Here is a 22297-nt window from a genome sequence, read left to right as displayed (position 1 = left end):
CCTGGTGGACGACGAAGCGTGCCCAGATAAGGCGACTGAAGCCAAGCACCATGGAGAATAGCCAGACGATTCTCGGCGTGGTCGGCTCATCGGCACGTGCGCAGGCTGCTGTCGATCGAGCTGCGTGTCAGGATGACCGCCGCAGCCTCATAGAGAAGTCCCCGCAAATGTCGATCGCCGCGTCGGGATATATGGCCTTCATAATCGACTTCTCCCGATTGGTAGCGGCGAGTTGTCAGGCCGATCCAAGCGGCAACAGAGCGGGACTTCTTGAAGTTGCCCGGATCTTCAATGGCAAGTGGCGAAAGAGGTTGCGGTAATGGCGCCGATGCCGGGGATCGACATGAGTATGCGGCATGCTTGGCTTTGACGTGCATCTGCGACAAGCTGGCGCCCAAGCTCGGCGGCACGGATGCGAATGCTGCGCCAGGCGTCCACCATCGGTAGGACGACAGGAGCAAGCTCGCTCTGATCGATAAGAAGGCTCCGGACATTCTTTTCGAATGTAGTTCCCTTACCGGCGGGAACGAGCAAGCCGAACGTTTTCATGATCCGTCGGATCTGGTTGGAAAGCTCGACGGTGATCCGGACCAGCCGAGTGCGTGCTGCCACGAGCGTGCGGGTCAACATACTGTCGAAGCCTTTCACGCGCACCTCGCGAAAGAATCCTGCTTCAGCAAGACGCGCCAAACCATCGGCGTCATTCGCATCCGTCTTGTTCGCCGCCATATCGAGAGCGGCTTTGGCATGGCGCGCATCGATGCAGATGGCTGGCAATCCCTCGGCGCGCAGCGCATGATAGAACCAAACTGACAGCGGGCCGGTTTCGAATACGACGCGCTTTGCGGCCGGCGCCCGCTTGCGGACAAGCTCGGCAATGATCCTGGGATCAGATGCGCACTTCCCGCGCCAGATCCGTTCGCCTTCACGGCGGATCGACACTGCCGTCTCTTTCATCGACACGTCGAGACCGATATGTTCTTCCATGGCTGTTCTCCGTTGATGCTGGGCCCGGCGTCCAGTCGTGAGCCCGTATTTCATCTTATCGGGGAACAGCCACCCTCCAAGGCTATGATCGGTTCAGGGCGCGTCGCTCCCGCGATTACCCCATGTGGACGCCCCCTCGACGGCATCGATGTGCCAGAATGGTGTGGTTGATCATCACTTGAACGGAGGCGTCCATGTTGGAAGTTAACACAATCGGATTGGACCTGGCGAAGAACGTGTTTCAGGCGCACGGCTCGGATGCGTCGGGAGCCACCCTGTTCCGCAAAAAGTTGCGCCGCGATCACGTGCTTCGGTTCCTAGCTGAGCAGCCGGCTTGCACGGTGGCGATGGAGGCGTGTGCCGGCAGCCATTATTGGGCGCGGGAGATCGCGAAACTGGGTCATGGCGTCCGGCTGATCGCTCCGGGCTACGTCAAGCCTTTCGTCAAGCGGCAAAAGAATGATGCAGCCGACGCGGAAGCGATCTGCGAAGCGGCCCAGAGGCCGACCATGCGTTTCGTGGCGGTGAAGAGCGAAGAGCAACAGGCCGCGGCCATTGTGTTCCGCGTCCGCGATCTTGTGGTTCGCCAGCGGACCCAGACGATCAATGCAATACGCGGCCATCTTGCGGAATTTGGACTTGTGGCTGCGCAAGGCCTCTTCCACGTCACTAAACTTGTTACGGCGATCGAGCAGATGGACTCCACTGTCCCCGAAGCCGCCCGCCCGATCATGTCTTTACTCGTTGAGCAGTTGCGTCGCTGGATGCGAGAGTGGCCGAGCTCGACCGAGAGATTGGCCGGCGCGCCAGAGACGATGCGGAAGCCAAGCGCTTGATGACGATTCCCGGTATAGGACCGATCACCGCGACGGCGCTTGCCGCGTTGGCCCCGTCCGCTCAGACCTTCAAGAGAGGCCGGGACTTCGCGGCATGGCTCGGACTAACGCCGCTACAACGTTCTTCGGGCGGCAAGCAAAAGCTCGGCGAGACATCCCGCATGGGCGAGCGAACCCTGCGACGGCTGCTGATCATTGGGGCCAGCGCCGCTGTGCGCTGGGCCATGCGGAAGGGGTCGACCGGGGATCCGTGGCTTTCGCGGATGCTTGAGCGCAAGCCACCCATGCTGGTCATCGTCGCCTTGGCCAACAAGACGGCGCGCATCGTGTGGGCATTAATGGCCAAAGGTGGAACCTATCGAACGCCGGCCATAGCAGGATAGTCCGCTCCTCGAGCGGGCTGCCATGGTGTGAGAAGGTCGAACGGAGAGTATGGCGCAACGGTCAACGAGACGGGATCGGGAAAACCAGATCATGGATACGCGCCTTGAGCGCGCCAGGTTGAATTGGACCCGATCCGCGAACTCCCATACGGGCCCGCGGCATGTAACAGCCGCAACAGAGGCCGGACACATGTCAGCACCCGACCACGCTCCGCGCTCTTCGAAAAATTCTTCTTGCACCAACGGGGGCGTCCACACATGTCCATGACGACTACGTCGCCCTCCGACAATGTCGGGACCAGCACCTGCTCGACATAGGCCAGGAACACGTTGCCGTTCATAGCGCGGTCGTAGACGAAGGGCGCTGTCATGCCCGTCAGCCGCAGCGCTCCGGTGAAGGTCGTGGTCTTCCAGTGGCCATGCGGCACGCCGGCCCGGCAGCGCTCGCCGCGCGGCGCTCTTCCACGCAGGCGGGTATGGCGCGACAATCTGGATGAGACGGGCGCTATCTGGCGATGGGTAGGCAGATCGTCGGCGCCATGCCGGCACGGCTTCGTCCACGGCTGGACCGTCACAGCGGTCAGCCGCGCGTCCGCACCAAGATTGGCATGGCCAATCTCGCCTACAATCTCACCCGCTATGTCTGGGGCACGGACTCTCAGCGAATTTGAAGTACCTTCATGACGCCGGAGACAAGACTGTTACAGAAAATCTCATATCTTTAACTCAACGAATGCGCATTTCTGGGAGATCATGGTGCGACGTTTGTTTTTGGGGCAGCTCATGACAATTGCCGACTCGGCGCCGTGCATTTGATGTTGCTACATTTTGCCACGGCCACGAAGTGGCTGTCCCACAACATGAACGCGCCCGCGCCCACAGCTCCGACCCGAAGGAATTCGCCCTATGAGCAAGGAGATTGCCGCTATGCCCAATAAGTTCTCGCCTGCGAGCGATGCTAGCCTCGCAATTTTTGAGCGCCTCGAGTCCGAGGTGCGTGGCTACATCCGGTCGTTTCCGGCCCTATTCGATCGCGGGGTTGGCAGTACCCTCATTGATGCACACGATCGTGAATATCTCGACTTCTTCGCGGGATCGGGCGCCCTCAACTACGGACATAATAACCCGGCGTTCAAGCAACCCTTGCTGGATTATATTGAGCGCGAGGGCATCGTGCACGGGCTCGACCTCGCCACCAGCGCGAAGAAGGCATTTATCGAGGCCTTTGAGCGATATATTCTGAAGCCGCGTGGTCTGACTTACAAATTGCAGTTCACTGGTCCCACAGGTACGAACGCGGTCGAGGCGGCACTGAAGCTGGCTCGCTTAGTGACTGGCATGTCAAACATCATCTCGTTCACGAACTCCTTTCACGGGGTCAGCGCTGGATCGTTGGCAGCGACCGGAAACAAGAAATATAGAAGTACCACAGGCTACCCCCTCGCTCACGTGACATCTTTGCCGTACGATGGCTATCTCGGCCCTTCAGTAGACACGATTGATTACTTTGAGAAGCTGCTCAACGACCCTAGCAGTGGCCTCGATAAGCCTGCCGCGGTCATTCTGGAAGTAGTCCAGGGTGAAGGGGGCATCAATCCTGCTAGTTTTCAATGGCTGCAACGGCTGCGTGACCTGACCTCGCGCCGCGAAATCCTGATGATCGTCGATGACATCCAGGCTGGTGTCGGTCGCACGGGGAAATTTTTCAGTTTTGAAGCGGCTGACATCGTGCCTGACATCGTTACTCTGTCGAAGTCCTTGTCGGCGATCGGTACGCCGATGTCCCTCGTTCTTCTGAAGCCTGAACTGGATGTTTGGTCGCCTGGCGCGCACAGCGGTACGTTCAGAGGCAACAACCTTGCTTTCATTACTGCTCGCGCGGCTCTTGAGACCTACTGGGCCGACTCCAAATTTGAGGAGGAAATCGCTCGCAAGTCCGCGATCCTGGCTGAGGAACTCAAGTCAATCGCAAACGATTTCCGCAACCTTGGTCTGAATGTAAGGGGTCGCGGCTTGATGTACGGGCTCGTCTTTCAAAAGCACCACTCATTGCCGGTCCAAATCTCACGGGAAGCTCTTCGTCGCGGCTTAGTGATCGAGACCTGTGGGGGGCGGAATGAGGTGCTGAAGTTCCTTGCTGCTCTCACCATTGCCGAGGCTGACCTGCGCCGTGGTCTATCCATTGTTCGCGACAGCATTGGCGCGGTGCAGGACAGCATCTGCCACACGGGTCTATAATGGAGCCGCTAGGTTGGGCCGCCCGGACGGCTGCTGCGATCGTGCAGAGGCGAGTGCGTCATGGGTCCTACGGAAAACTTTCAACTCTTGGCCTGTTGCCGGTTCAGTGGACAGGCACTTAAGCTAACATCGCTATTTCCTCGAACTCAACTGGGCTGAGATAACCCAGCGTCGAGTGGCGCCGCTTGGGATTGTAGAAGCGCTCGATGTAGTCGAACACGTCCGCCCTGGCTGCGTCCCTCGTCCTGTAGACCTTGGGGGCCGTCCTCTCGGTTTTGAGCGACGAGAAGAAGCTCTCCATCGCCGCATTGTCCCAGACGTTGCCGGACCTGCTCATCGAGCAGGTGATGCCATGGTCGGCCATCAGCCGCTGGAACTGCTCGCTCGTATATTGGGCGCCGGCAGCAGACTGTCGGGCTTGCCTCTCCTCCAGATCGCCATGATGAGGGCGTCGGTGACGAGTTGGGCTGTCATCTCGGCCTTCATCGACCAGCCGACGACGCGGCGTGAGAACAGGTCGACTACCGCGGCAACGTAGAGCCAGCCTTGCGCGGTCCAGAGGTAGGTGAAGTCGGCCACCCACTTCCGGTTCGGTGCCGATGCCTCGAAGGCGCGGTCGAGGATGTTCTGCGATACTGACGCGACCAGCCGCTCCCCAGCATCCTTCGGCAGGCCACGTCGGCGTGGCCGGGCTCGCAGGCCGTTCTCCCGCATCAGCCGTTCGATGCGATGCAGGCCGCAAGAAAGCCCTCCGCCAGGACATCGTGCCAGAGCCGGCGTGTGCCGCAGGTGCGGTCGCTGCTCTTGAAGCTTCGGTCTATCTCGACAAGAAGAGCCTCGGCATACCGGGACCGGGCGCTGGGGTTTCGGTTGAGCCAGGCATGGAAGCCGGAACGGGACACACCCAATGCACTGCACAGCCATGCCACCGGCCAGATGCTCCGGTGTTTCGCGATGAAAGCGAACCTCATGTCACTTCCCTCGCGAAGTAGGCTGCGGCCTTTTTTAGGATGTCGCGCTCCGCCTTGAGCTTCGCCACTTCGCGTCGCAGCTTGTCGATCTCGAGCTGCTCCGGCTTCATTTGGCCGTGGCCGGGAAACGCATGCTGCGGATCGGCCGACAGATCACGTATCCATTTGCGCAGCACATTCTCGTGCAGGTCCAGATCCCGAGCCGCCTGCGCGACCGCAACACCCCGTTCCTTCACCAGCCTCACAGCCTCAAGCTTGAACTCGCGGCTGAACTTTCTTCTCTCCATGGGAAAACTCCGGTTCCATCTTCAACACCTTAACTCGGTGTCCAAGGAACCGGCAGCAGGCCATCTTGAATGTTGCATTGGCCGACGACGCGCACCAGGGGCGTTCGCTCGCACGGGTGGTCAGTCCGAGGACGTGGCACAGCGCGGCGAGATGCTAAGAGCAGTCGAGGGAATGCTGGTTCGCGGGCTCAGCCCAACATGAAAAGTCGCCGTGGCGCCTTTGTGAGAACCTCGACGCCGGATTCGGTGACGCGAATGCTTTCGCTAAGCACGTAGCCGAAGTCTTCCTCGACCCAGGAACCGAGATGCAAGTGAAAGGTCATGTTTGGCTCGAGAACCGTGGTATCGCCAAGCCTAAGGCTGGTCGTGTTTTCCATCCAGTCGATACCGATGGAGTATCCGGCGCGCGACCGCTTCTTGAATCCGTGTTTCTCAGTCGTGCTGTGAATCACTTTGGCCACTTCGCCGCTGACCGCGCCGGCACGGACTACATTCAGCCCCGCCTCGAGACCGGCAAGCTGGGCTTCGTGAATACGCAGCAAGCGATCGGACGGTTTGCCGAGGACATAGGTCCGGCAGATCGGAGCGTGGTAGTCATGCCGGACGCCGGCGATTTCGAGATTGATCTGTGATCCTTCCCGGAAGGTGTCTTCGCTCCAGGTCGTATGCGGATTTCCAATTCGGGATGTGGCGCAGAGATAGGGGGTCGCGAGCCAAGTTCCTGGTTTGCCATTCGCTCCCCGGGCGAGCGTCCCGACAATTTCGGCGATGGCATCCGCCTCCCGCATGCCGGGGCGCATAACTTCCGCGGCCCTGAGCACACCAGCGTCCGAAATCGCCGCCGCTTCGCGCATGATGATAATCTCGAGATCCGACTTGAGCCTGCGGATTTGGCTTATCACCTTCGAGAAGTCCTCGATGCGCGCCTGCACCAAACGGCTCTTGAACTTTTTAGCCGAGTCGACCGTCAAGTTGCACAGCTCGAACCCAATGCCGCCCTGCCCCAGTCCCTGGTCCAACAGGAAGTCGGTCACCGCGTCGTAACCGTTCTTGTCCGGATTGCCCATCAACTCTTCCGAGTAGCCGATGATGCTGTCGCGTTCCATGAACGTCTCCTGGACGGCCGCCGCAACGTCCATCCAGCGCAGGATGAAGACCGGCTCTTCCCGCGAGGCTAGGATGACGACACCTCGCGAGTCATATGAGTGAGCGACGGACCCCGTGAGGTAAGTGATATGTGCTTTGTCGGTGATGACAACCGCGGCGATTTCAAGCTCAGCCATCTTCGCTTTCACCGCAGCGAGCCTGCGCTGATATTCCGAGCGAGGGAATACCTGCGGACCTTTGACTATGGGCATAAAAACTCCCTCGTTAGATGAGACGGCATTGGACGCGGGGTAAAGCTCCGTCGATACGAGTAGACCCAACCGAAACTCTGCGCGAAGCCTCAGGCGGCCGGCTCCGGTGAGGTGCGCCTAGCCAGCTTGTTTGCACGCCACCAGCCAGCCGTAGCACCGCTACCCTGAGCACCGGCAGCAGCGTCAGCAGCGACGCCACCGCAGCGATTGTCGGGTCGATTTCGTTGCGCATATTCTCCCACATCTTCAGCGGTAGGGTGCGGATAGAGAATCCGCATCACCACAGAGTTGCCGGTTGCGATGGCGCATGCCAGCGAACGGGCCGTTAGTTCTAGCGGCCCATTCCAAGGAACGATGTGTGCGGACACGCCGAACGGACTTCGAAGAGTGTAGTCGACTAGGTTGGCCCCGCGCGGGATCGAGCGACCTTCAATCTTGTCGGCCAAGCCACCGTAATACCTCAGGTACTGATGGCGGTCCGAACTTCCTCATGGGCGAAGTTCAACGCTTTCCCAGTCTCGATGCAGTTAACAGTCGCAACTTTGTCCTCTCGCGCTTCAAGTGCGTCTGCAACGCGAAACAGCATGCGTCCACGCTCATAGGGATGGATGTCTATCAAAACGCGGTCGCGGAAAACGCGATGAGCGGCAGCGACGGCAAGCTCGACATCGTCGGGCCCTGCTTCTGCTACCACGGCAATCGTCTGCGCATTCGATGGGTCATCCACCTCGATCCGTTTGCCGGACCAAGAATCCCGCCATTCCCCATCTATGTAATTCTTGATCACCTCTGTGGTAGCCATTCCCAGTTCTTTCCGGAAATCTCATCAACCCGCACCGCGGCTGGCGTCTCTGTCTTGCACAAATTGCAAAGGCCTCGGCTTAACCGTGAGCCGCGTCATGACCGACAACGGTGGCCCCTTCACCAGAGAGCCTTCGCCAGACATGCCGCCCCTCATCTGCTCGTTTCAGACGGTCAAACGACTCTATATCGCTGGACATCAACTTTGAACTCATTCGATGAACTTGATCGCCGCAGGATAATCTGATAAATTTTTATAGCGATGCGTTATTTCCTCGCCAACCATTATGTCCTTTGTTGCAATAATAGTAGCCCACGCGCCGGCGTCCCCGTCAGTCCAAATTGTTTCTGCATTCGGATTAAACGAGTGATTCACTATAGATATAAAACCAAATACAACGTAACCAGCCAGATCGCTGCTACTATGGTCATCGCGAACGAAGTAGTATTGCAATAATCCCGTGCGCCTGAACATATATTCTGCCTCTTGATCAAATCCCCAAGTTGGGGCTCGATCAATAACATCTCCGGCCGTGAATGGAATATTTGCAAACAAGCCACGACCCTTGCCGGGAACACGTTTTACATATACTGCGTTACTTCGATCGAAGATCTTGTCGACCATCGCTGGTCTCCTCTTATGCTGAGCATTAACGTTTCCTGTGTGCGCGTTCGCACTGGCGAGGCCACCATTGAGCTTTCGGTCGGGCTTTAGCAGTATGCTGCTTCAGAGAAGTCGACGGCCAGCGTAGATCCCGGCCTGCGAGGATCGCCGATCTTGACGTGAGGTCATCTTGGCTGAACGGCCATCGATCTGTTCCGAGTATCGCCCCTGCTCCCGCCCACGTGGTTCCCGACAACGGTGCCTCGCCTGCGCTAATGCCAACTGATCACTGGGATCAGCAGTGCGTCTTCTGCCGGATTAATGCTCAAACTTTTCATCATAGGAACCTCTGCCACGCCATTGTCTCCAGCGAAGATAGCGTGTCCTCCGCCTCGTGATACCTACCAAAACGCGTGGGTGCTTTTGCCGCGTAGGACGTATTAATATTAACGCCGATTGTTTCTGTCGCGTACCTCCCGATGGACACCTCGAAAAACTTAGCCTTCGGCGAACCGAGTTGATCACCGTGCCGCTGATGTTCGGAGAGGCTGCGGGACGGACTCGTCCTATGACCCCTTATGCGCGGGAGATTCGCTGTAAAAATAAGGCGAGCCACTGCCGATGAATGAGTATACAACACTTCTAGATGTAGCTAGACATTTAAGTTTACTTGATGAAGCAGCCCGTAGACTTGGCCTTCTGTTCAAAATGGGTGAGAACTTCGAAGAATATATCGAGATCACGGCAAATATTGTCGGCAAGCCACAGACCGATCCGAGCTTCAGGCCGGATTGTTCGCGGCTTGACGCAGGCCGTGCCTTCTGGATTATAGGAGAAGATCCGTCGGGAAAAGTAGCGCATGTTCAGGCTCTTCGAGTGGACTTGATCACCACCAACTTGGCCGAACATCTCGAGTCATTAAAAGCGTTCTATTCGAATCCAGAGCGCCTCTCCGGCTCAAGCCCGTCATGTATTTGCCGCGCGCCCGCCGCTCAAAACATAGCTCGGTTAGTAGCTTATCACGGCGACATATGGCTCCGAGAGGATTTTAGGGGGAAGGGTTTACCTAGAACATTTGCGGGAATTGCATTTGGGCTAGCGTGGGCAAAATGGAGACCCGATTTTATCTATGCCCTTGTCCATACTTGGTCAATTGAGAAGGGTGTCGCTGATCAGTATGGTTATCTCCACCGAGAACCACACGGGGCCATCTTGTGTTTATCTGACCGAGGGATCAAGGAGGATGATTGGCTTATTTGGCTAACGCGAGGCGAATTATCCCGGCTCATCAAAGGGACAGCAGCTAAGGCGCAAGCGCCGGGCCTCTCCTGATGGCTCTTTCACTTGCGGTCGGAGCGAGGCGAGCTGACTTGCAGCTGTAGGCAGCCGTGATCGACAGAGGTCAAGCTTTACCGTCGCCTTTACTGGGTAATGAACGAACGCAAGGCGTCCGCGGACCGGGTTCAGGCAATCTTCGAACCGTGCTTTGGCTCTATGTTTGCATAGGGTGTGGGAACAAGGTTGCTCAATTGGCGGGCCCTCAAGCCAGGGGGACGAAGTTATGGAAGAACATAGGGATGTTTTTGTTGGTTTGGATGTTTTCAGGGCCGGCCTTTCAATCGCCGTCGCCGAAGGCGGTCGGCACCAAGAGGCGCAAATCATACAAGCATTTTTTGCCGTGCTTGCGATGCACATAATCGAGCGCCCTCCTAAGAATTTGCAAGTAGCAGCGTTGCCATGCCACTTCCGGGACACCCTGCGGACCGTCGCGGCGCGGCCGTCAGGGTCGTCGGACACGACTATTTCTATTCCTCTGAGACCGCGCGCCTTCCGCGCTACGACGAAATCCTTCGAGGCCAAGCGGCTTCCGCGATGGGCCCCCTTCGGTCCCAGTCCAATTCGACCGCGATCAGCGCGCGTGGGTCATGGCGATGCCGGCTTAGGGCACCTTCGCTTAAGGGGCATCGAGGACGAGGTAGGCAACTTGCAGCGGACGCTCGGCAAGGCCTTCTCAAGTCCGGGCTCTAAGGAGGCACTTTGCTAAACGTACCTATGGCACCTGCTGCCTGTGTCGGGGCACACATATGCAAGGGAAGATTGGCTTGGCTTTCGATTACATAGTCGTCGGCGGCGGCTCTTCAGGATGCGTTATCGCGAACAGGCTATCGGCCAATCGAAGCAGCGTCCTGCTCATCGAGGCTGGTCCTGACTTTACCCCACAAGGCATCCCTGATGATATCCTCGATTCCAATCCCACGCGGGCTTACTACAATCTGCGATACCAGTGGCCGTCACTCACCGCGAGCACAGTGCAGGGTGTCAGCAGTCGCGTACACTATGAGCAAGCCCGGATCATGGGTGGAGGGTCTAGCATCAATGCTCAAGTAGCAAACCGGGGCGCCCCTGCGGACTATGATGAATGGGCATCGAGCGGTGTAACGGGCTGGGCTTGGGAAAATGTGCTTCCATACTTCCGACGGCTTGAGTGCGATCTAGATTTTAGCAACGATTTTCACGGCAATGACGGTCCGATTCCTATTAGGCGCGCGAGTAAAGCGGAATGGTCTGGGTTTATTCGCGCTGTATCAAACGCTTATAAAGATAGAGACATGCCATTCCTGCCTGATTTTAACGGCGAGTTTCGCGATGGTCACTCAGTTGTCCCATTGACGAACCGCAACGGCCATCGCGTCTCAACTGCGATGGCTTATTTGTCGGAGAGTGTTCGCGCTCGGCCCAACCTGACGATTTTGCCCGAGACCACGGTCGAGCGGCTAACTTTCTCAGGGCGTCAAATATCGGGCGTTGAGACTGGAAGTGAAACTGGCCGACGCTCCTACAGCGCGTCAACTGTCGTCATATGTGCCGGAGCAATTCATTCCCCTGCGTTGTTGATGCGGTCCGGAATCGGCCCGGCTGAGCAGCTACTAAACCTCGGCATTCCAGTTGTCGCAGATGTGAATGGCGTGGGGAAAAATCTTCAAGAGCACCCTGGGGTCGCCATCTCAGCCTACTTGAGACCAGAGGATCGCATGGCGCCCAACGCGACCGGCTACATTCAGATGCATGCTCGCTACTCATCAGGCTACGAGGGCTGCTCGTCAACGGATATGGCCATTTCAGCCCTCGCAAAGTCTGCGTGGCATCCGGTCGGCAAACGGCTTGGAACTCTCTATTTTTGGGTTAACCGCACTTACTCAACCGGAACGGTTTCGCTCAAGGACTCGTCTCATGCGACTGAACCTGAGGTGAATTTCAATATGTTAAGCGACAAACGTGACGCCGAGCGGCTGAAGGAGGCGTTTCGGTTCGTAACACGGCTGTTTGAGCATAAAGCGCTGGCAGCTGTCGCGCTCGACCCATTTCCTTCCACTTGGACTGGGCGAGCAAAGCGGATCAGTAAATACAATCGCTTAAATTACGGGCTCACTACCGTTATTGCGGCGCTTATGGATTCTTCCGCGCGGTTACGCCGAAGCCTCATTAGGTTTGCAATGACTGATGGTCGTGCCATCTCAGACCTCCTTAATAGCAACGAGCTTCTCGACGGCTTTATACGTCAGAATGTTTTTGGGAATTTCCACCCCACTTCAACCTGCAAGATGGGACCTGCTCTGGACCCAACCAGTGTTACGGATCCATCAGGGCGCGTTCACCGGGTATCAGGCTTAAGAGTCGCCGATGCATCGGTGATGCCGTTCGCCCCGCGCGCAAATACGAACATCCCTACAATCATGGTCGCCGAAAAGATATCTGACGCAATATTGAATGAGGGCTGATGGAGGTATCGGAGCGTAGGGTCAGTGTTGGAATTCGGCGGACCAGTCTGCTGAAGGTTGAAGTCATGCTTCATCCGGCGAGGTCAACTAACGGGTGCGGAGGATCGATAGGCAGCCAGCCGTGGACTGTCGCATCGAGCCTTGGCTAGAGGCCATCAAGGCTCAGAACAGTATGGCGGTGGTTCGCCGGAGACGCACCGGCTCGGGATCATCGACGATGGTCCGCTAGGCCGCGGTCGTCCCGCCGGTCATGTCCTCGACGCAAAGTTGGATCTTCTGGCCGGCCGCGCGTCAATGACCATCATCACAGCGATCACGGTCGCGTTGCGGGAGCCCTGACGCAAGCCATCGTGCCCTCGGTGATCACGCTTTCTACGCCAGCAGCGGGCCTTCCTGGCATCCTTGTTGGCCTTTGACCTTGCGCCAGACGAAAGTGTGGCTAGCCAGATGCTTGCCGATGGTGCGCCGCAAGCCGCAAGCGCACGCGTGGCGTGTTGTTCGCGCTGCCGATAGGCACGCAGGCGCTGCTCTTCCACTCCGCCGTTCGTCATCTACGGCATGGCGTGCCTGAGCGCCGAGATCTCAATGCCCCCCGTCAGCAAGCGCGCCCGGCGCAAAAATGACACTTACTTAACAAGAACGTTGCAATAGATTCACGATATATAACTATATTATGTATTGCCAATGGTGCATTCTATTTATAATTTGGGAGAACACAGAAATGAATTTGGACATCCCACTTGGTATCCTATACCCATGAACGGAGATTCATTCTTATATAACCCTAGAAGCAGGTACAGTACGGCTAAAAAGGTTCGACAACTCGCGTTATGAGTTTAATGGTGCCTCACGGAGTACTCGAGATGGAAGTAAAATACCACAATCTGCTGCGGCGTCTTCACATCCTAACGCGCTGGCTGCCTCGCACGACCTGCGCCCAGGGAACTGTCATCGTATGTGGACCCAGATGGACGATAGGCGCCGTCTGCAGAGCGGGTACCCCAAGCCGGCACACTACTGAGCGACGGCATACATACGTGCGGAGAAGGCGGACTCTGAGTTTCGAGAAGCCCACGGGGCAAAGCACACCAACGGAGCAGCAAATATGACCACGCTACCGCAAATTTCATTAGCGAAACTGGCAGCCACTGCAACGCGACGCGAAGAGCGCCAGCGCCTGCAAATGGCCTGCGAGGAGTTTGGGTTCTTCTATCTTGTCGAGCACGGCATCCCGAAGGAACAGATCACACAAGCCATCGAGGCTTCCCGGCGGTTCTTCGCGTTGCCCCAGTCCATCAAGGAACGCTACGGTCACGCTGCTCAAGGCATGTATCCCACTATCGCCCGTGGATACAGTCGGTTGCGTGGCGAAATCCTGCATCCCGACGCCGGCCCCGATCCAAAGGAAGTGTTCGACCTCGGAATCGATAGCGAAGGCGACCGGCGTCCATTTGCCGGAAGTACGCGCTTTCCGGACGACGCCTTGGCTCCTGGTTTCGCGCGAAGCCTGCTTGCTTTGCAGACTACAGTGCTCGACGGGGTTGTCCCGCAGCTCGGGACCGCGCTTGCCGACCTGATCGGTATGGAAGAGGGCTGGTTTCCACGCCATTTCAGCCCGCCGACGCTCGGCCAACGCGTGATCCGGTATCCAGCTCGCGGCGGCACGTGCGCCAAGCACACCGACGGTGGCTTTTTCACGCTGCTGCTGCAGGAGGAACTCCCCACGCGCTCTTTGCAGGTGTGGTTCCGCGAGCGCTGGATGCCAGTGCCGAGCCTGCCCGACAGTCTCGTAGTCAATTTGGGCGACATGCTTCAGGCCCTGAGCGACGACCGCTTCAAGAGTACGCCGCATCAGGTCGCGCACAGCGGTGAGAGTGACCGAATTTCGCTTCCTTTTTTTATCTATCCCGACATCGACGCTTGTCTGACTTCGTGCCAAGGGCGGCACGCCTTCAGGGTCGCCGAAATGATGCTGCGCAACTTCGAATCGGTCGAAGCGGGGAATGGCGCCGGAAGGGCGCGAGAGTTACAGTAAGCGTCCGGTCTTCTCAAGCGTGCGCAAACTATGGTGACGACGCGGCGCACCGGCGTTATGCGCTCCAAGAAACTCCCGCGGGCGCGCATATAGCGCGTTGGTTGCAACGCGCCCCGGGATGAAATGTGCTGATCATGTCACGTTGTGTGAATTGTGGCCGCACGAGACCCACGCGGGTACCTTGTCAGAGTTGCAGCCCACGCCGGTACGCTAAGCCGATGATTTCGCATCTGGGAATTGGACCGATTTCTCTGCTGCTGCGGCGCAGCCGCGCGAGCTTATTCGGGTACGCTGCGGCTATATTTTCTCCTTCAACGACGGGAGAATGCTCATGTGCGTGAGCCATGATCTCAACAACGCTTTACAATCAACCCAGAATTGGATCAGCGATCTGATGTGGAGACTTCGCTGGCACGATCGCGAACAGGTCTACCGAGCCCTGATTGCAACGCTGCATGCCCTGCGCGACTGCCTGAATCCCGACGAGGCCGTTTACATGGGCGCACAGTTACCAGCCTTACTGCGCGGCTTTTACTACGAGGGCTGGCATCCCACGCCGCCGCGCCACAGCCAGAAATCGAAATTCGTTTCTCGACCGGATCCACGACGGCGTTCATCGTGACCCAGCGGTGGATCCGGAAGAGGTTGCCCGCTCGGTCCTCGGCCAATTGGCGGACCGTCTGTCTGCAGTAGAGATCGAAGAGGCGAAGGCCGGCACTCCAAGAGTGCTTCGTGACCTTTGGCCAGTCTGACATGACATAAGACGTGTGAGCGTACCCACGAAGCCACCGGCCGGGACAGCCTTTGGACCAGGAAACGAATTGATGCTTCCTAGATCACAATGGGCCAGCCTTCGGGAATGCGGTTGATATCGGACTTGATCGTTGCGAGGCTCGGTCCTGGCACCGATGGCATCCCACATCAGCCTGTGGGTCAATGCGAGTCTGGTAGCGCAACCACGCACGCCCGCGCATCAGCTTTCGCCTGAGCTGCTCGGCCGGCAGAACGGTCTTTGAAACTCTTGCCCTCGCGACGCAGGAAGCGACCGAGATCGCCGGGACATAAGTGAGACCACGTCTCAGCCGGTGCCGCCGTCCACGCGTAATGTTGGCATCTCGCTCGACCTTGCGCAGTACGAGGCACATTGCTCGCCGCGATCAGATACGCCGATGACCACCCCAGCTTGCTAGGTGCACACTGCCCAACCGACGCTTGCTTGCGCGCCTACTTGTTCACGCTCGAGCACCTTCCGTGCGGCAGCCACTTCGAGCTCGTCCTCCTCTTGATCGATCCGCTTTGAGGCGGCCAAGGAATTAACGTAGCGGTCGTCATGATATCCCTGCCGCCAACGACAAGATGACGTAGTAAGAGTGTTTAGGTTAGAGGTGGCCCCACCCTTTTTTATAGTTCGATGATGCCGACGTTCACCGCTGTTATCGCAGCGACCATTCTACTACCGGCGTCCATTTTTCGCATTACATTTTTAATATGGAAGTTGACAGTATTTACGGAGATCCCCAAAATTATTCCTATTTCCCATGACGATTTTCCTTTTGCCGTCCATAAAATGCACTGTTTTTCTCTCGGAGAAAGGTCAGGAACTTCCTCGACCCCACTTGAACTGGAGAACTCCGCCACCCTCAGATGAACATGTAACGCGGCAAGCTGCAAGCAAGCCATTGTTTTTTCTGGAAATTCGCGCTCCCAAGGTCGAGCAAAACTCATGATCGCGAAGCTGCCATCCGGCCCGTGCAAGGGAACGCTAATGCCTGACCTTAAGCCGAACCTCGCAGCCTCATCGAAAACGCGACGCTCGTCTTCAGTCGTGCTTGCATTGTTATACACCTCGCTCCATCGGAAGGCGCCTGCCCGCTTTCGACTCGTTTTCACGATCGGGTCTATTCTGTCATAACTCATTTCGAAACAGCGCTCCTGCCATTGATGAGGATAGGTCAGGATGGGGGCCGGATGGTGTCGGACCGGCCTCAAGCGTCTTTGGTCGGGCGGGGAGCCATAGGCGATCCACGGGCAACCGAAATTGCGTGCAAAACTAGACAACAGATCGAACAACTGCTCGGATTGAGAAATGGCATCACTCTGTTCGAGAAACCGGCCGAGTTCGACGGCAAACGCCACTCTAGCCGCCTTCGGGAAATGGAACGGGACAAAAGAATCGGTTGGACACTCTGGTTGCCTGCCCTCGAAATCGGGGGCATTGATCGGCGAGAGTTTCATAGTTCTCTGCTCCGCAGCCATTTCGTCGGATCCTTTTCACTGACGCACAAGGATTCCGGCCGTGACGGCTGAGGGTGGGGGCCAGTCCTCGGCGGGCCGGAATCGCCGAAAAAGTTACCACTTTACTACGTTGCATAAATTATATTTGCGCTAAGCGTTGGTTTTTCCCATTTTGCAGAATTGTAGTATTTGTTGTTATATAAAAAATCCGTCGAAACTGAGCCGCATTTCGGCGCAATTCCTGGCAGGAGCTTCTTTCTCGACTTCTCGCGGAGCTTGCATCGCGCTCAAGACAGCGGTGCAAGCCGCAGCGGCTGAGGTTAGGAATCGCATCCCTCAAGGCATCCGGCATATCGTGCAGAGGCAGAATCGTCTTCTTGCAATGGCAGCACAATGGCTTCCTCCGCTGGCGTCAGCACCGCGCTTCTGAGCACCTAAGGCCCCATCGGTTCATCGGATGGCTTGATCCTCGCCGCCCCAATGCCGTGCTTCGATCGCAGCTAGCGAGGATGTTCCGAAGTTGCGCGGGATCAGACAGGCACCGACAGATTTGCAAGCCCGCCAAATGGAAGCACGCTGGCAGCAAGAGCCCGGGATGCAGGCGGCATACCGGCGGCCTGACCGTGGCTGCGATCGCCCGGCCTGAACCATCCCGCTCGCGCCGAACTGCCCGGCGAGGAGGTCGAGCTGCTGTGGGACCCTTTATCGACATGGAACCGGGACGGCTGCCTCTGGGCCTACAGGACCGACGTTCCAGATCTTGGCCTCACGGACTTCGGCCGCGAAAAGCTGACCGACCTCATGGGCGAGCACAAAGCCAATGGCGGCAACCGATCAAAAACGATGATGGCAAAGAGCCTTGGGCATGACCCCGCGCTCGCTCTTTATCGTCGCCACATCGAAGGCCAGCTTTCTGGCTACGCCGGACTTGCGCCAGCGCCTGGCGGAGTGCCAGGTATAGGCAGGCCCACCACCAGATCGGGTAACTAGGTCAACTTCAGGTCCACCAGAGAACAAGATCCGGGCGTGCGAATCCAAAGAAGCTGTTCAGCACCAGGCGAGGCCTTCCGTTGGCGGATTGACCGGTGACTCCGTGAACGAAACCGCCGTCGATCAGGGCGATATCTCCGGCCCTGAGCAGGAAGTCGCGACAAGGAACGGCATCGAGATAGGCTGCCGAATAGGGATATCCCGTGGTCTCCACACCTTGCGACTTTCGATCTGTGACCGTCGGCTTATGGCTCCAGAGCCGCAGGTTGCCACCCTCCTCGGCCATGCTGGGATAAAAGTTGAGTGCTGCGACGGTGTTGTGCGCCACCGAAGAAAGCTCGTAATCGTTCCCAGCACACAGGACCTGAGCGACATCGTCGTGGGGGTCCAAGGAAAACGTGCCGCTGCCAGACCAGCTGAGAGCGCGACAAACATTAGCCTGACCGTGCTCCGAACGGGCCAGCCGCAATTCAATGCCTTGTTTGTGAAGCTCGCGCTTCAACGCGTCGAACAATCCGCGGACCGGATCAACCAAATTGCCAAAAAGGGCGTCGACGTATGGTCGCACAGTTGCCGATGCTGTGAAATAGCTGGCTGCATCCTTCCTGTAGTGGGATGCGCCGACATATTGTCCGGGCACCCCATCTTTACGCTCCCTGCGACCGGGACTGTCAACAAAGTTAGCAGTGATTTCTTCCGCTATTTCCGTACTGAAAGCTTGCTTGACGTGCAGAGCGGTGATCTCACCTTTCAGGACTGAGATGATCTCCGCAGTGCTGATCGAGCCGGTTCGTTCTCTGATCTCGACAGGCGAGATGGCTGGGGCTTGGGATACTTGATTAGTCTCCATTGGCTTGCTCCTTTAGTGCGTGATCAAGGATGGCGATGCCATGATCGAGTTCGTCATCGGTGATGGTTATCGGTGGGAGGACTTTGATGACGTCGCGATTTGGTCCTGAAGATTCGATCAGCAGGCCATTTTCGAACGTGACATCGTGCACACGGCCGACAACGGCCTGCGAACGGCACTTGAGGCCGGCCATCAGACCGCGGCCGCGCTTTTGTTCGATGCACTTGGGAAATTTCGCAACAAGGCGGTCAAGGTGCGTTTGCAGCTTGATCGCAGTCCGCTCGATGCCTGCAGTAAACTGCCTGTCGGACCACAGTTTGCACATAGCTCCTGCTGTCACGAAGGCGAGATTGTTGCCTCTGAAAGTCCCGCTATGTTCTCCGGGTCTCCATATGTCCAGGTCGGGGCGAATCAGAACAATGGAGAACGGACTACCTGAACCGCTTAGGGATTTCGAAAGGCATACGATATCGGGTTCGATTTTCGCGAACTCGAATGAGAAGAACTCGCCCGTTCGTCCCGCACCCGCCTGGATGTCGTCGACGATCATAACAACACCGTGCTTGCGGCAGATGCGGTGAATTTCTGTAAGCCAAGCTGCGGACGCGGCGTTCATGCCGCCTTCTGCCTGGATGGTCTCCAAGATGATTGCGGCGGGCTTTTCTATGCCGCTCCCTGTGTCGCCCAATACGAAGTCTATGTAGCCCGCGGAATCGAAATCTTGGTTCGGGTATCCGTCATAAGGGACACGGATCACATCGTGGCGAGCAACGCCGCCTAGTTCCCTGGTCGACGCCGAACCCGAGACCGCCAGAGAGCCGAGCGACATACCATGGAACGCATTCGTGAAGGCCATGACGCTTGAGCGGCCGGTATATTTTCGCGCGAGGGCCAATGCCGCTTCGTTTGCGTTTGTGCCGGTCGGCCCAGGAAATTGTATTTTGTAAGAAAGGTCCCTGGGCTTCAGGATCGAACCCACAAACACCTCAATAAAGTCCCGCTTCGCCGCCGTATACATATCAAGCGACAGGAGAATGTTCTCCCCAACGAGATATTCGATTGCCGGTGCAATAATATTCGGGTTGTTGTGTCCGTAGTTGAGTGCGCCGGACCCCACAAGGAAATCGATATATGGCTTACCGGCCTCGTCCCAGATTGTCGCTCCAAGGGCCTTCGTAAAGACTGCGGGAAACGACCGCCCATAGCGACGAACGTTGGACTCATGAGCCGTGAAAATTTCAGTGTTCATTTCCGGGTCCCTCTGCATGTCGCGTCGCGTTCAACGAGCAAGTGATTAAATGCGTTTGGTCGGTTACGGTGTTTCAGTTTCACTTGAAGATCGGAACGGTCTAGGCGGAACTTTGGACGGTCGTGACCTCCCAGGAATGTGTTCGTAATGCCGACACGCTCCTCAAAAAGGTCCGCGACAAAAGGGAGACCGGACTCGCGCGGCAGCTCAACTGCTGCACTGACGCACTTCGGAACCTCTACCGTAGTCACGTTGCTCTGCACGGCGATACCTCTCGTCTATGCGTCGGAACGAACTCAGTTCTAGAGTTTTCGGGGAGGCGTCGATACTACAGCATTTGGTAGTTGACGCACCTGCTTGTACCCGGCGAAACGCCCTGCCAATCCTACCAAGCTCAGCGCTAGCCTAGCACCCGCTCATGTGTGACAGGCGCTTCTGCCATGCAGCAGCATGCTAAGGTGTTGCACGCCGCTTCGGCAGCAACACGAACCATCGCCCCGGCTCGTGGTGTAGCTCGGCGGTAGCGAAGCCGCTCGCGAGCGCGCCCTCAACAGCGCTGTAGAGAGCGAGCGGCGTAGCCGCGATGTTCGGCGTTCTTCGATGTCGGGGCCGCTTTCGGACCGCTTCTGAAGCGTCTCGACCAACTCTGCCTGAATGAGGATCAGGGTCTCGAAAAGCCGACTGCGGAGGATATTACAATCTGTATGTGGGACCAGACTAAGCCGGTTCTATCCGTTTTAGGCCAATAAAAGTTTACCAGACAGCTTTGTGCTGGGAGAGGCCACCACAGGATCTGTCGAAGCCGCGTAAAAATAGGCGACTAGACTGCATCGACGGGGTCCACGCGAGGCAGATGGGGGCGGCCCGCCTATGTAGTCTCAAGAGGATCGACATTCGCTCCGGCCGCGCTTTCAGGCGATTCGCCGACCTCCAATCAGCATACGGACGCCTTTAGATTGGCATATTCGCACATCCTACAAAGCAGAAAGCCATCCGTCCCATTCATGCGATCGACGATTTGGCTAAAAATTGGCCCTTCGAAAAGATCTTTGTATTCGTCGCGCAGAAGATTGCCCAATACATGGCGCCGTTCAAAATCCATGCAGCAGAGCGTAACGTCACCGTTTGGGAGAAGAACATTCCGATACTGCCGTCCGTCAACGCATGTCAGCGCTCCGACGACCGGCTGCCGTGGTTCGACGATCTTCGGATCGACGCTTCCACCCCTGCTGCTCAGAGGCCGCGCGCGAACTAGCGCTTCGGCGGGGATTATCTCGACGATATCCGGATGGACCTCGCCCAAGACTATAAACCGAATCGAGGCAATGTCTGTGTCGACCACTTGACGAATCAAAGCGAGATACTTGTCTCCAACGAGACGGCTATTCATGTATGCGCCATCATCGAGAACATGGACCACGAATACCCTTGAGCGCAGCGCTTGCAAGCGGTGTAGATCCCGCCCCTTCATTCCTACAAGAGTCGTGAAAATCCGGATGCCATGGCCTCTGGCGTAAGCGTGCTCGACCATTTCGGTGCAATCCGGATTGAGCCAAGGCTCGGAGTACCCGGCGAAACTAACGTCGACGGAAGTTGGTACGCGCGCCAGACATCGCTTGAAATCTTCAAGACGAAGATGCTTCACATCAGAGACCGCTCTTTGCCGATGGGCGAACTTGTCCTGCGGACAATAAGAACATCCGACGATGCAGCCGGTGGTTGTCGTTATTTCCAAAACCCTGCCGCCCGGGATGGCAGAGCCCAGTTCCTGTAAGATCATCGGATATCCCTCCACTTTTATGGCGCTCTTGGACAATCATGAATTTTCAAACAACAAGTTAATTTGTTTAATTCTGATTCACGTTATTTCAACGCCAGCAGGTGTTGAAGTATGTCTCCTGCGATACGGGTCCATCTATTAGTATTCTAACATTTTCAGGCTAGTCTAATACTGGAAAGAGGCCTTTCTGGACAAGGTCGATCATCCTTTGCATCGATTTGCCCTCATAGACGGGATCGGTAATTATACCCTCGAGCCGCGCGCACACACGGATGGCATCCTTGGTTTCCTCGGACGGAATGCCATAACGCGGGTACGCGTACTCCTCGAGCAACACCACATCATCCTCGACAAGTACCGTTCCGAGATGGACGAGCTTGGCTGTATGTTGGGCAATGTTGAGCACCTGTGCCTTGGGTTGGGCGGGGGTGGCGGAGGCATCGATACCGATCACGTTGCGCTGTCGACCGTCCTTGGCAAATCCGACGACCATGCCGGCATGCGTCGAGCCCGTGACCCGTGCAAACCATGATGTAGTCGAAGGCAAATCCAAGCTGTCTCTCCTGGGCGCGCACCTCCTCCGCGAACCCGACGTACCCAAGGCCGCCATATTTGTGAACTGAGGCCCCCGCCGGTATCGCGTAAGGCCTGCCGCCCCTTGACTTGACCTCATCGAGCGCTTGTTCCCAACTGCGGCGGATGCCGATGTCAAAGCCCTCGTCGACCAGGTGCACCTCTGCTCCCATTATGCGGCTCAAGAGAATGTTGCCGATCCGGTCGTAGACGGCATCCTCATATTGTACCCAGCTCTCCTGAACCGAGGCCTTTGCACAGAATCGGATTGGTGATTCCGTTCGCAAGGAAGATAGGGAGATGATTCGGATGGTCGATCGTGTGCTTGGTCAACTGAGCCT

At 57.2% G+C, this 22297-nt stretch carries 13 protein-coding genes and 6 pseudogenes; 7 read left to right on the top strand and 12 right to left on the bottom strand.

Annotated elements, in window-relative coordinates:
• Window positions 1–98: 98 nt before the first annotated feature.
• Window positions 99–987 (bottom strand): annotated as a pseudogene (locus NKH12_RS25215) (IS110 family RNA-guided transposase); the annotation flags it as partial.
• Between the two features lie 194 nt (window positions 988–1181).
• Between NKH12_RS25215 and NKH12_RS25210 the strand changes: the two are divergent.
• A pseudogene (locus NKH12_RS25210) lies at window positions 1182–2206 on the top strand (IS110 family RNA-guided transposase).
• Window positions 2207–2466: 260 nt separating this feature from the next.
• Here the strand turns inward: NKH12_RS25210 and NKH12_RS25205 are convergent.
• Window positions 2467–2691: pseudogene (locus NKH12_RS25205) on the bottom strand (transposase); the annotation flags it as partial.
• 30 nt (window positions 2692–2721) lie between these two features.
• Between NKH12_RS25205 and NKH12_RS25200 the strand changes: the two are divergent.
• On the top strand, window positions 2722–2877 hold the full coding sequence (locus NKH12_RS25200) for a hypothetical protein (protein WP_352955637.1): 156 nt from the start codon (window positions 2722–2724) through the stop codon (window positions 2875–2877).
• Between the two features lie 235 nt (window positions 2878–3112).
• Complete coding sequence (ectB, locus tag NKH12_RS25195) at window positions 3113–4444, top strand: diaminobutyrate--2-oxoglutarate transaminase (RefSeq protein ID WP_352955636.1); 1332 nt, start codon at window positions 3113–3115, stop codon at window positions 4442–4444.
• 118 nt (window positions 4445–4562) lie between these two features.
• On the opposite strand, the pseudogene NKH12_RS25190 reads toward ectB (NKH12_RS25195), so the two are convergent.
• The 4 genes and pseudogenes from NKH12_RS25190 to NKH12_RS25175 all read right to left on the bottom strand — a co-directional run bounded on the left by NKH12_RS25190 (window position 4563) and on the right by NKH12_RS25175 (window position 8486).
• A pseudogene (locus NKH12_RS25190) lies at window positions 4563–5702 on the bottom strand (IS3 family transposase).
• 188 nt (window positions 5703–5890) lie between these two features.
• Window positions 5891–7060: a M24 family metallopeptidase gene (locus NKH12_RS25185; protein WP_352955635.1), complete on the bottom strand. Its 1170-nt coding sequence runs from the start codon at window positions 7058–7060 to the stop codon at window positions 5891–5893.
• Between the two features lie 89 nt (window positions 7061–7149).
• Window positions 7150–7862 (bottom strand): annotated as a pseudogene (locus tag NKH12_RS25180) (aldehyde dehydrogenase family protein).
• 210 nt (window positions 7863–8072) lie between these two features.
• Entirely contained in the window at window positions 8073–8486 is a 414-nt protein-coding gene (locus NKH12_RS25175; protein ID WP_352807164.1) for an SET domain-containing protein-lysine N-methyltransferase, read from the bottom strand.
• A gap of 600 nt (window positions 8487–9086) precedes the next feature.
• On the opposite strand from NKH12_RS25175, the gene NKH12_RS25170 reads away from it, so the two are divergent.
• Window positions 9087–9797, top strand: coding sequence for a hypothetical protein (locus NKH12_RS25170; RefSeq protein ID WP_352955634.1), 711 nt, complete (start codon window positions 9087–9089; stop codon window positions 9795–9797).
• A 283-nt stretch (window positions 9798–10080) separates the two neighbouring features.
• On the opposite strand, the gene NKH12_RS30625 is transcribed toward NKH12_RS25170, so the two are convergent.
• Window positions 10081–10209, bottom strand: coding sequence for a hypothetical protein (locus NKH12_RS30625; protein ID WP_502910842.1), 129 nt, complete (start codon window positions 10207–10209; stop codon window positions 10081–10083).
• 358 nt (window positions 10210–10567) lie between these two features.
• Between NKH12_RS30625 and NKH12_RS25165 the strand changes: the two genes are divergently transcribed.
• The 3 genes from NKH12_RS25165 to NKH12_RS25155 all read left to right on the top strand — a co-directional run bounded on the left by NKH12_RS25165 (window position 10568) and on the right by NKH12_RS25155 (window position 14901).
• The gene (locus tag NKH12_RS25165) at window positions 10568–12244 is read left to right on the top strand and encodes a GMC family oxidoreductase (RefSeq protein ID WP_352955633.1); all 1677 of its coding nucleotides are present in this window, start codon (window positions 10568–10570) and stop codon (window positions 12242–12244) included.
• A gap of 1105 nt (window positions 12245–13349) precedes the next feature.
• Complete coding sequence (locus tag NKH12_RS25160) at window positions 13350–14279, top strand: 2-oxoglutarate and iron-dependent oxygenase domain-containing protein (protein ID WP_352955632.1); 930 nt, start codon at window positions 13350–13352, stop codon at window positions 14277–14279.
• A 331-nt stretch (window positions 14280–14610) separates the two neighbouring features.
• Window positions 14611–14901, top strand: a complete 291-nt coding sequence (locus NKH12_RS25155) for a DUF2267 domain-containing protein (protein WP_352955631.1) — start codon at window positions 14611–14613, stop codon at window positions 14899–14901.
• A gap of 779 nt (window positions 14902–15680) precedes the next feature.
• Here the strand turns inward: NKH12_RS25155 and NKH12_RS25150 are convergent.
• The 5 genes and pseudogenes from NKH12_RS25150 to NKH12_RS25130 all read right to left on the bottom strand — a co-directional run.
• Window positions 15681–16514, bottom strand: a complete 834-nt coding sequence (locus NKH12_RS25150) for a helix-turn-helix transcriptional regulator (protein ID WP_352955630.1) — start codon at window positions 16512–16514, stop codon at window positions 15681–15683.
• A 997-nt stretch (window positions 16515–17511) separates the two neighbouring features.
• Entirely contained in the window at window positions 17512–18354 is an 843-nt protein-coding gene (locus NKH12_RS25145) for a 2OG-Fe(II)-dependent halogenase WelO5 family protein (protein WP_352955629.1), read from the bottom strand.
• A complete protein-coding gene (gene ectB, locus NKH12_RS25140) occupies window positions 18344–19603 on the bottom strand; it encodes a diaminobutyrate--2-oxoglutarate transaminase (RefSeq protein ID WP_352955628.1) in 1260 nt (419 codons plus the stop codon). The genes NKH12_RS25145 and ectB (NKH12_RS25140) overlap by 11 nt, the downstream gene beginning before the upstream one ends.
• A 934-nt stretch (window positions 19604–20537) precedes the next feature.
• Window positions 20538–21383 (bottom strand): radical SAM/SPASM domain-containing protein, encoded by an 846-nt coding sequence (locus NKH12_RS25135; RefSeq protein WP_352955627.1) that lies wholly within the window; start codon window positions 21381–21383, stop codon window positions 20538–20540.
• A 172-nt stretch (window positions 21384–21555) separates the two neighbouring features.
• Window positions 21556–22201, bottom strand: a pseudogene (locus NKH12_RS25130) (pyridoxal-phosphate dependent enzyme); the annotation flags it as partial.
• Window positions 22202–22297: the final 96 nt, after the last annotated feature.

Origin of the sequence: Mesorhizobium sp. M1322 (assembly GCF_040318085.1) — a bacterium.
Classification (GTDB): domain Bacteria; phylum Pseudomonadota; class Alphaproteobacteria; order Rhizobiales; family Rhizobiaceae; genus Mesorhizobium.
This window is presented reverse-complemented; position numbering and strand designations above follow the sequence as displayed.

Excerpts from the sequence above, each read along its gene's own strand:
- NKH12_RS25200 (WP_352955637.1), top strand. The coding sequence starts at position 2,722 with ATGGGTAGGCAGATCGTCGGCGCCATGCCGGCACGGCTTCGTCCACGG.
- ectB (WP_352955628.1), bottom strand. The coding sequence starts at position 19,603 with ATGAACACTGAAATTTTCACGGCTCATGAGTCCAACGTTCGTCGCTAT.
- NKH12_RS25160 (WP_352955632.1), top strand. The coding sequence starts at position 13,350 with ATGACCACGCTACCGCAAATTTCATTAGCGAAACTGGCAGCCACTGCA.
- NKH12_RS25135 (WP_352955627.1), bottom strand. The coding sequence starts at position 21,383 with ATGATCTTACAGGAACTGGGCTCTGCCATCCCGGGCGGCAGGGTTTTG.
- ectB (WP_352955636.1), top strand. The coding sequence starts at position 3,113 with ATGAGCAAGGAGATTGCCGCTATGCCCAATAAGTTCTCGCCTGCGAGC.
- NKH12_RS25170 (WP_352955634.1), top strand. The coding sequence starts at position 9,087 with ATGAATGAGTATACAACACTTCTAGATGTAGCTAGACATTTAAGTTTA.
- NKH12_RS25145 (WP_352955629.1), bottom strand. The coding sequence starts at position 18,354 with ATGGAGACTAATCAAGTATCCCAAGCCCCAGCCATCTCGCCTGTCGAG.
- NKH12_RS25150 (WP_352955630.1), bottom strand. The coding sequence starts at position 16,514 with ATGAAACTCTCGCCGATCAATGCCCCCGATTTCGAGGGCAGGCAACCA.
- NKH12_RS25175 (WP_352807164.1), bottom strand. The coding sequence starts at position 8,486 with ATGGTCGACAAGATCTTCGATCGAAGTAACGCAGTATATGTAAAACGT.
- NKH12_RS25155 (WP_352955631.1), top strand. The coding sequence starts at position 14,611 with ATGTGCGTGAGCCATGATCTCAACAACGCTTTACAATCAACCCAGAAT.
- NKH12_RS25185 (WP_352955635.1), bottom strand. The coding sequence starts at position 7,060 with ATGCCCATAGTCAAAGGTCCGCAGGTATTCCCTCGCTCGGAATATCAG.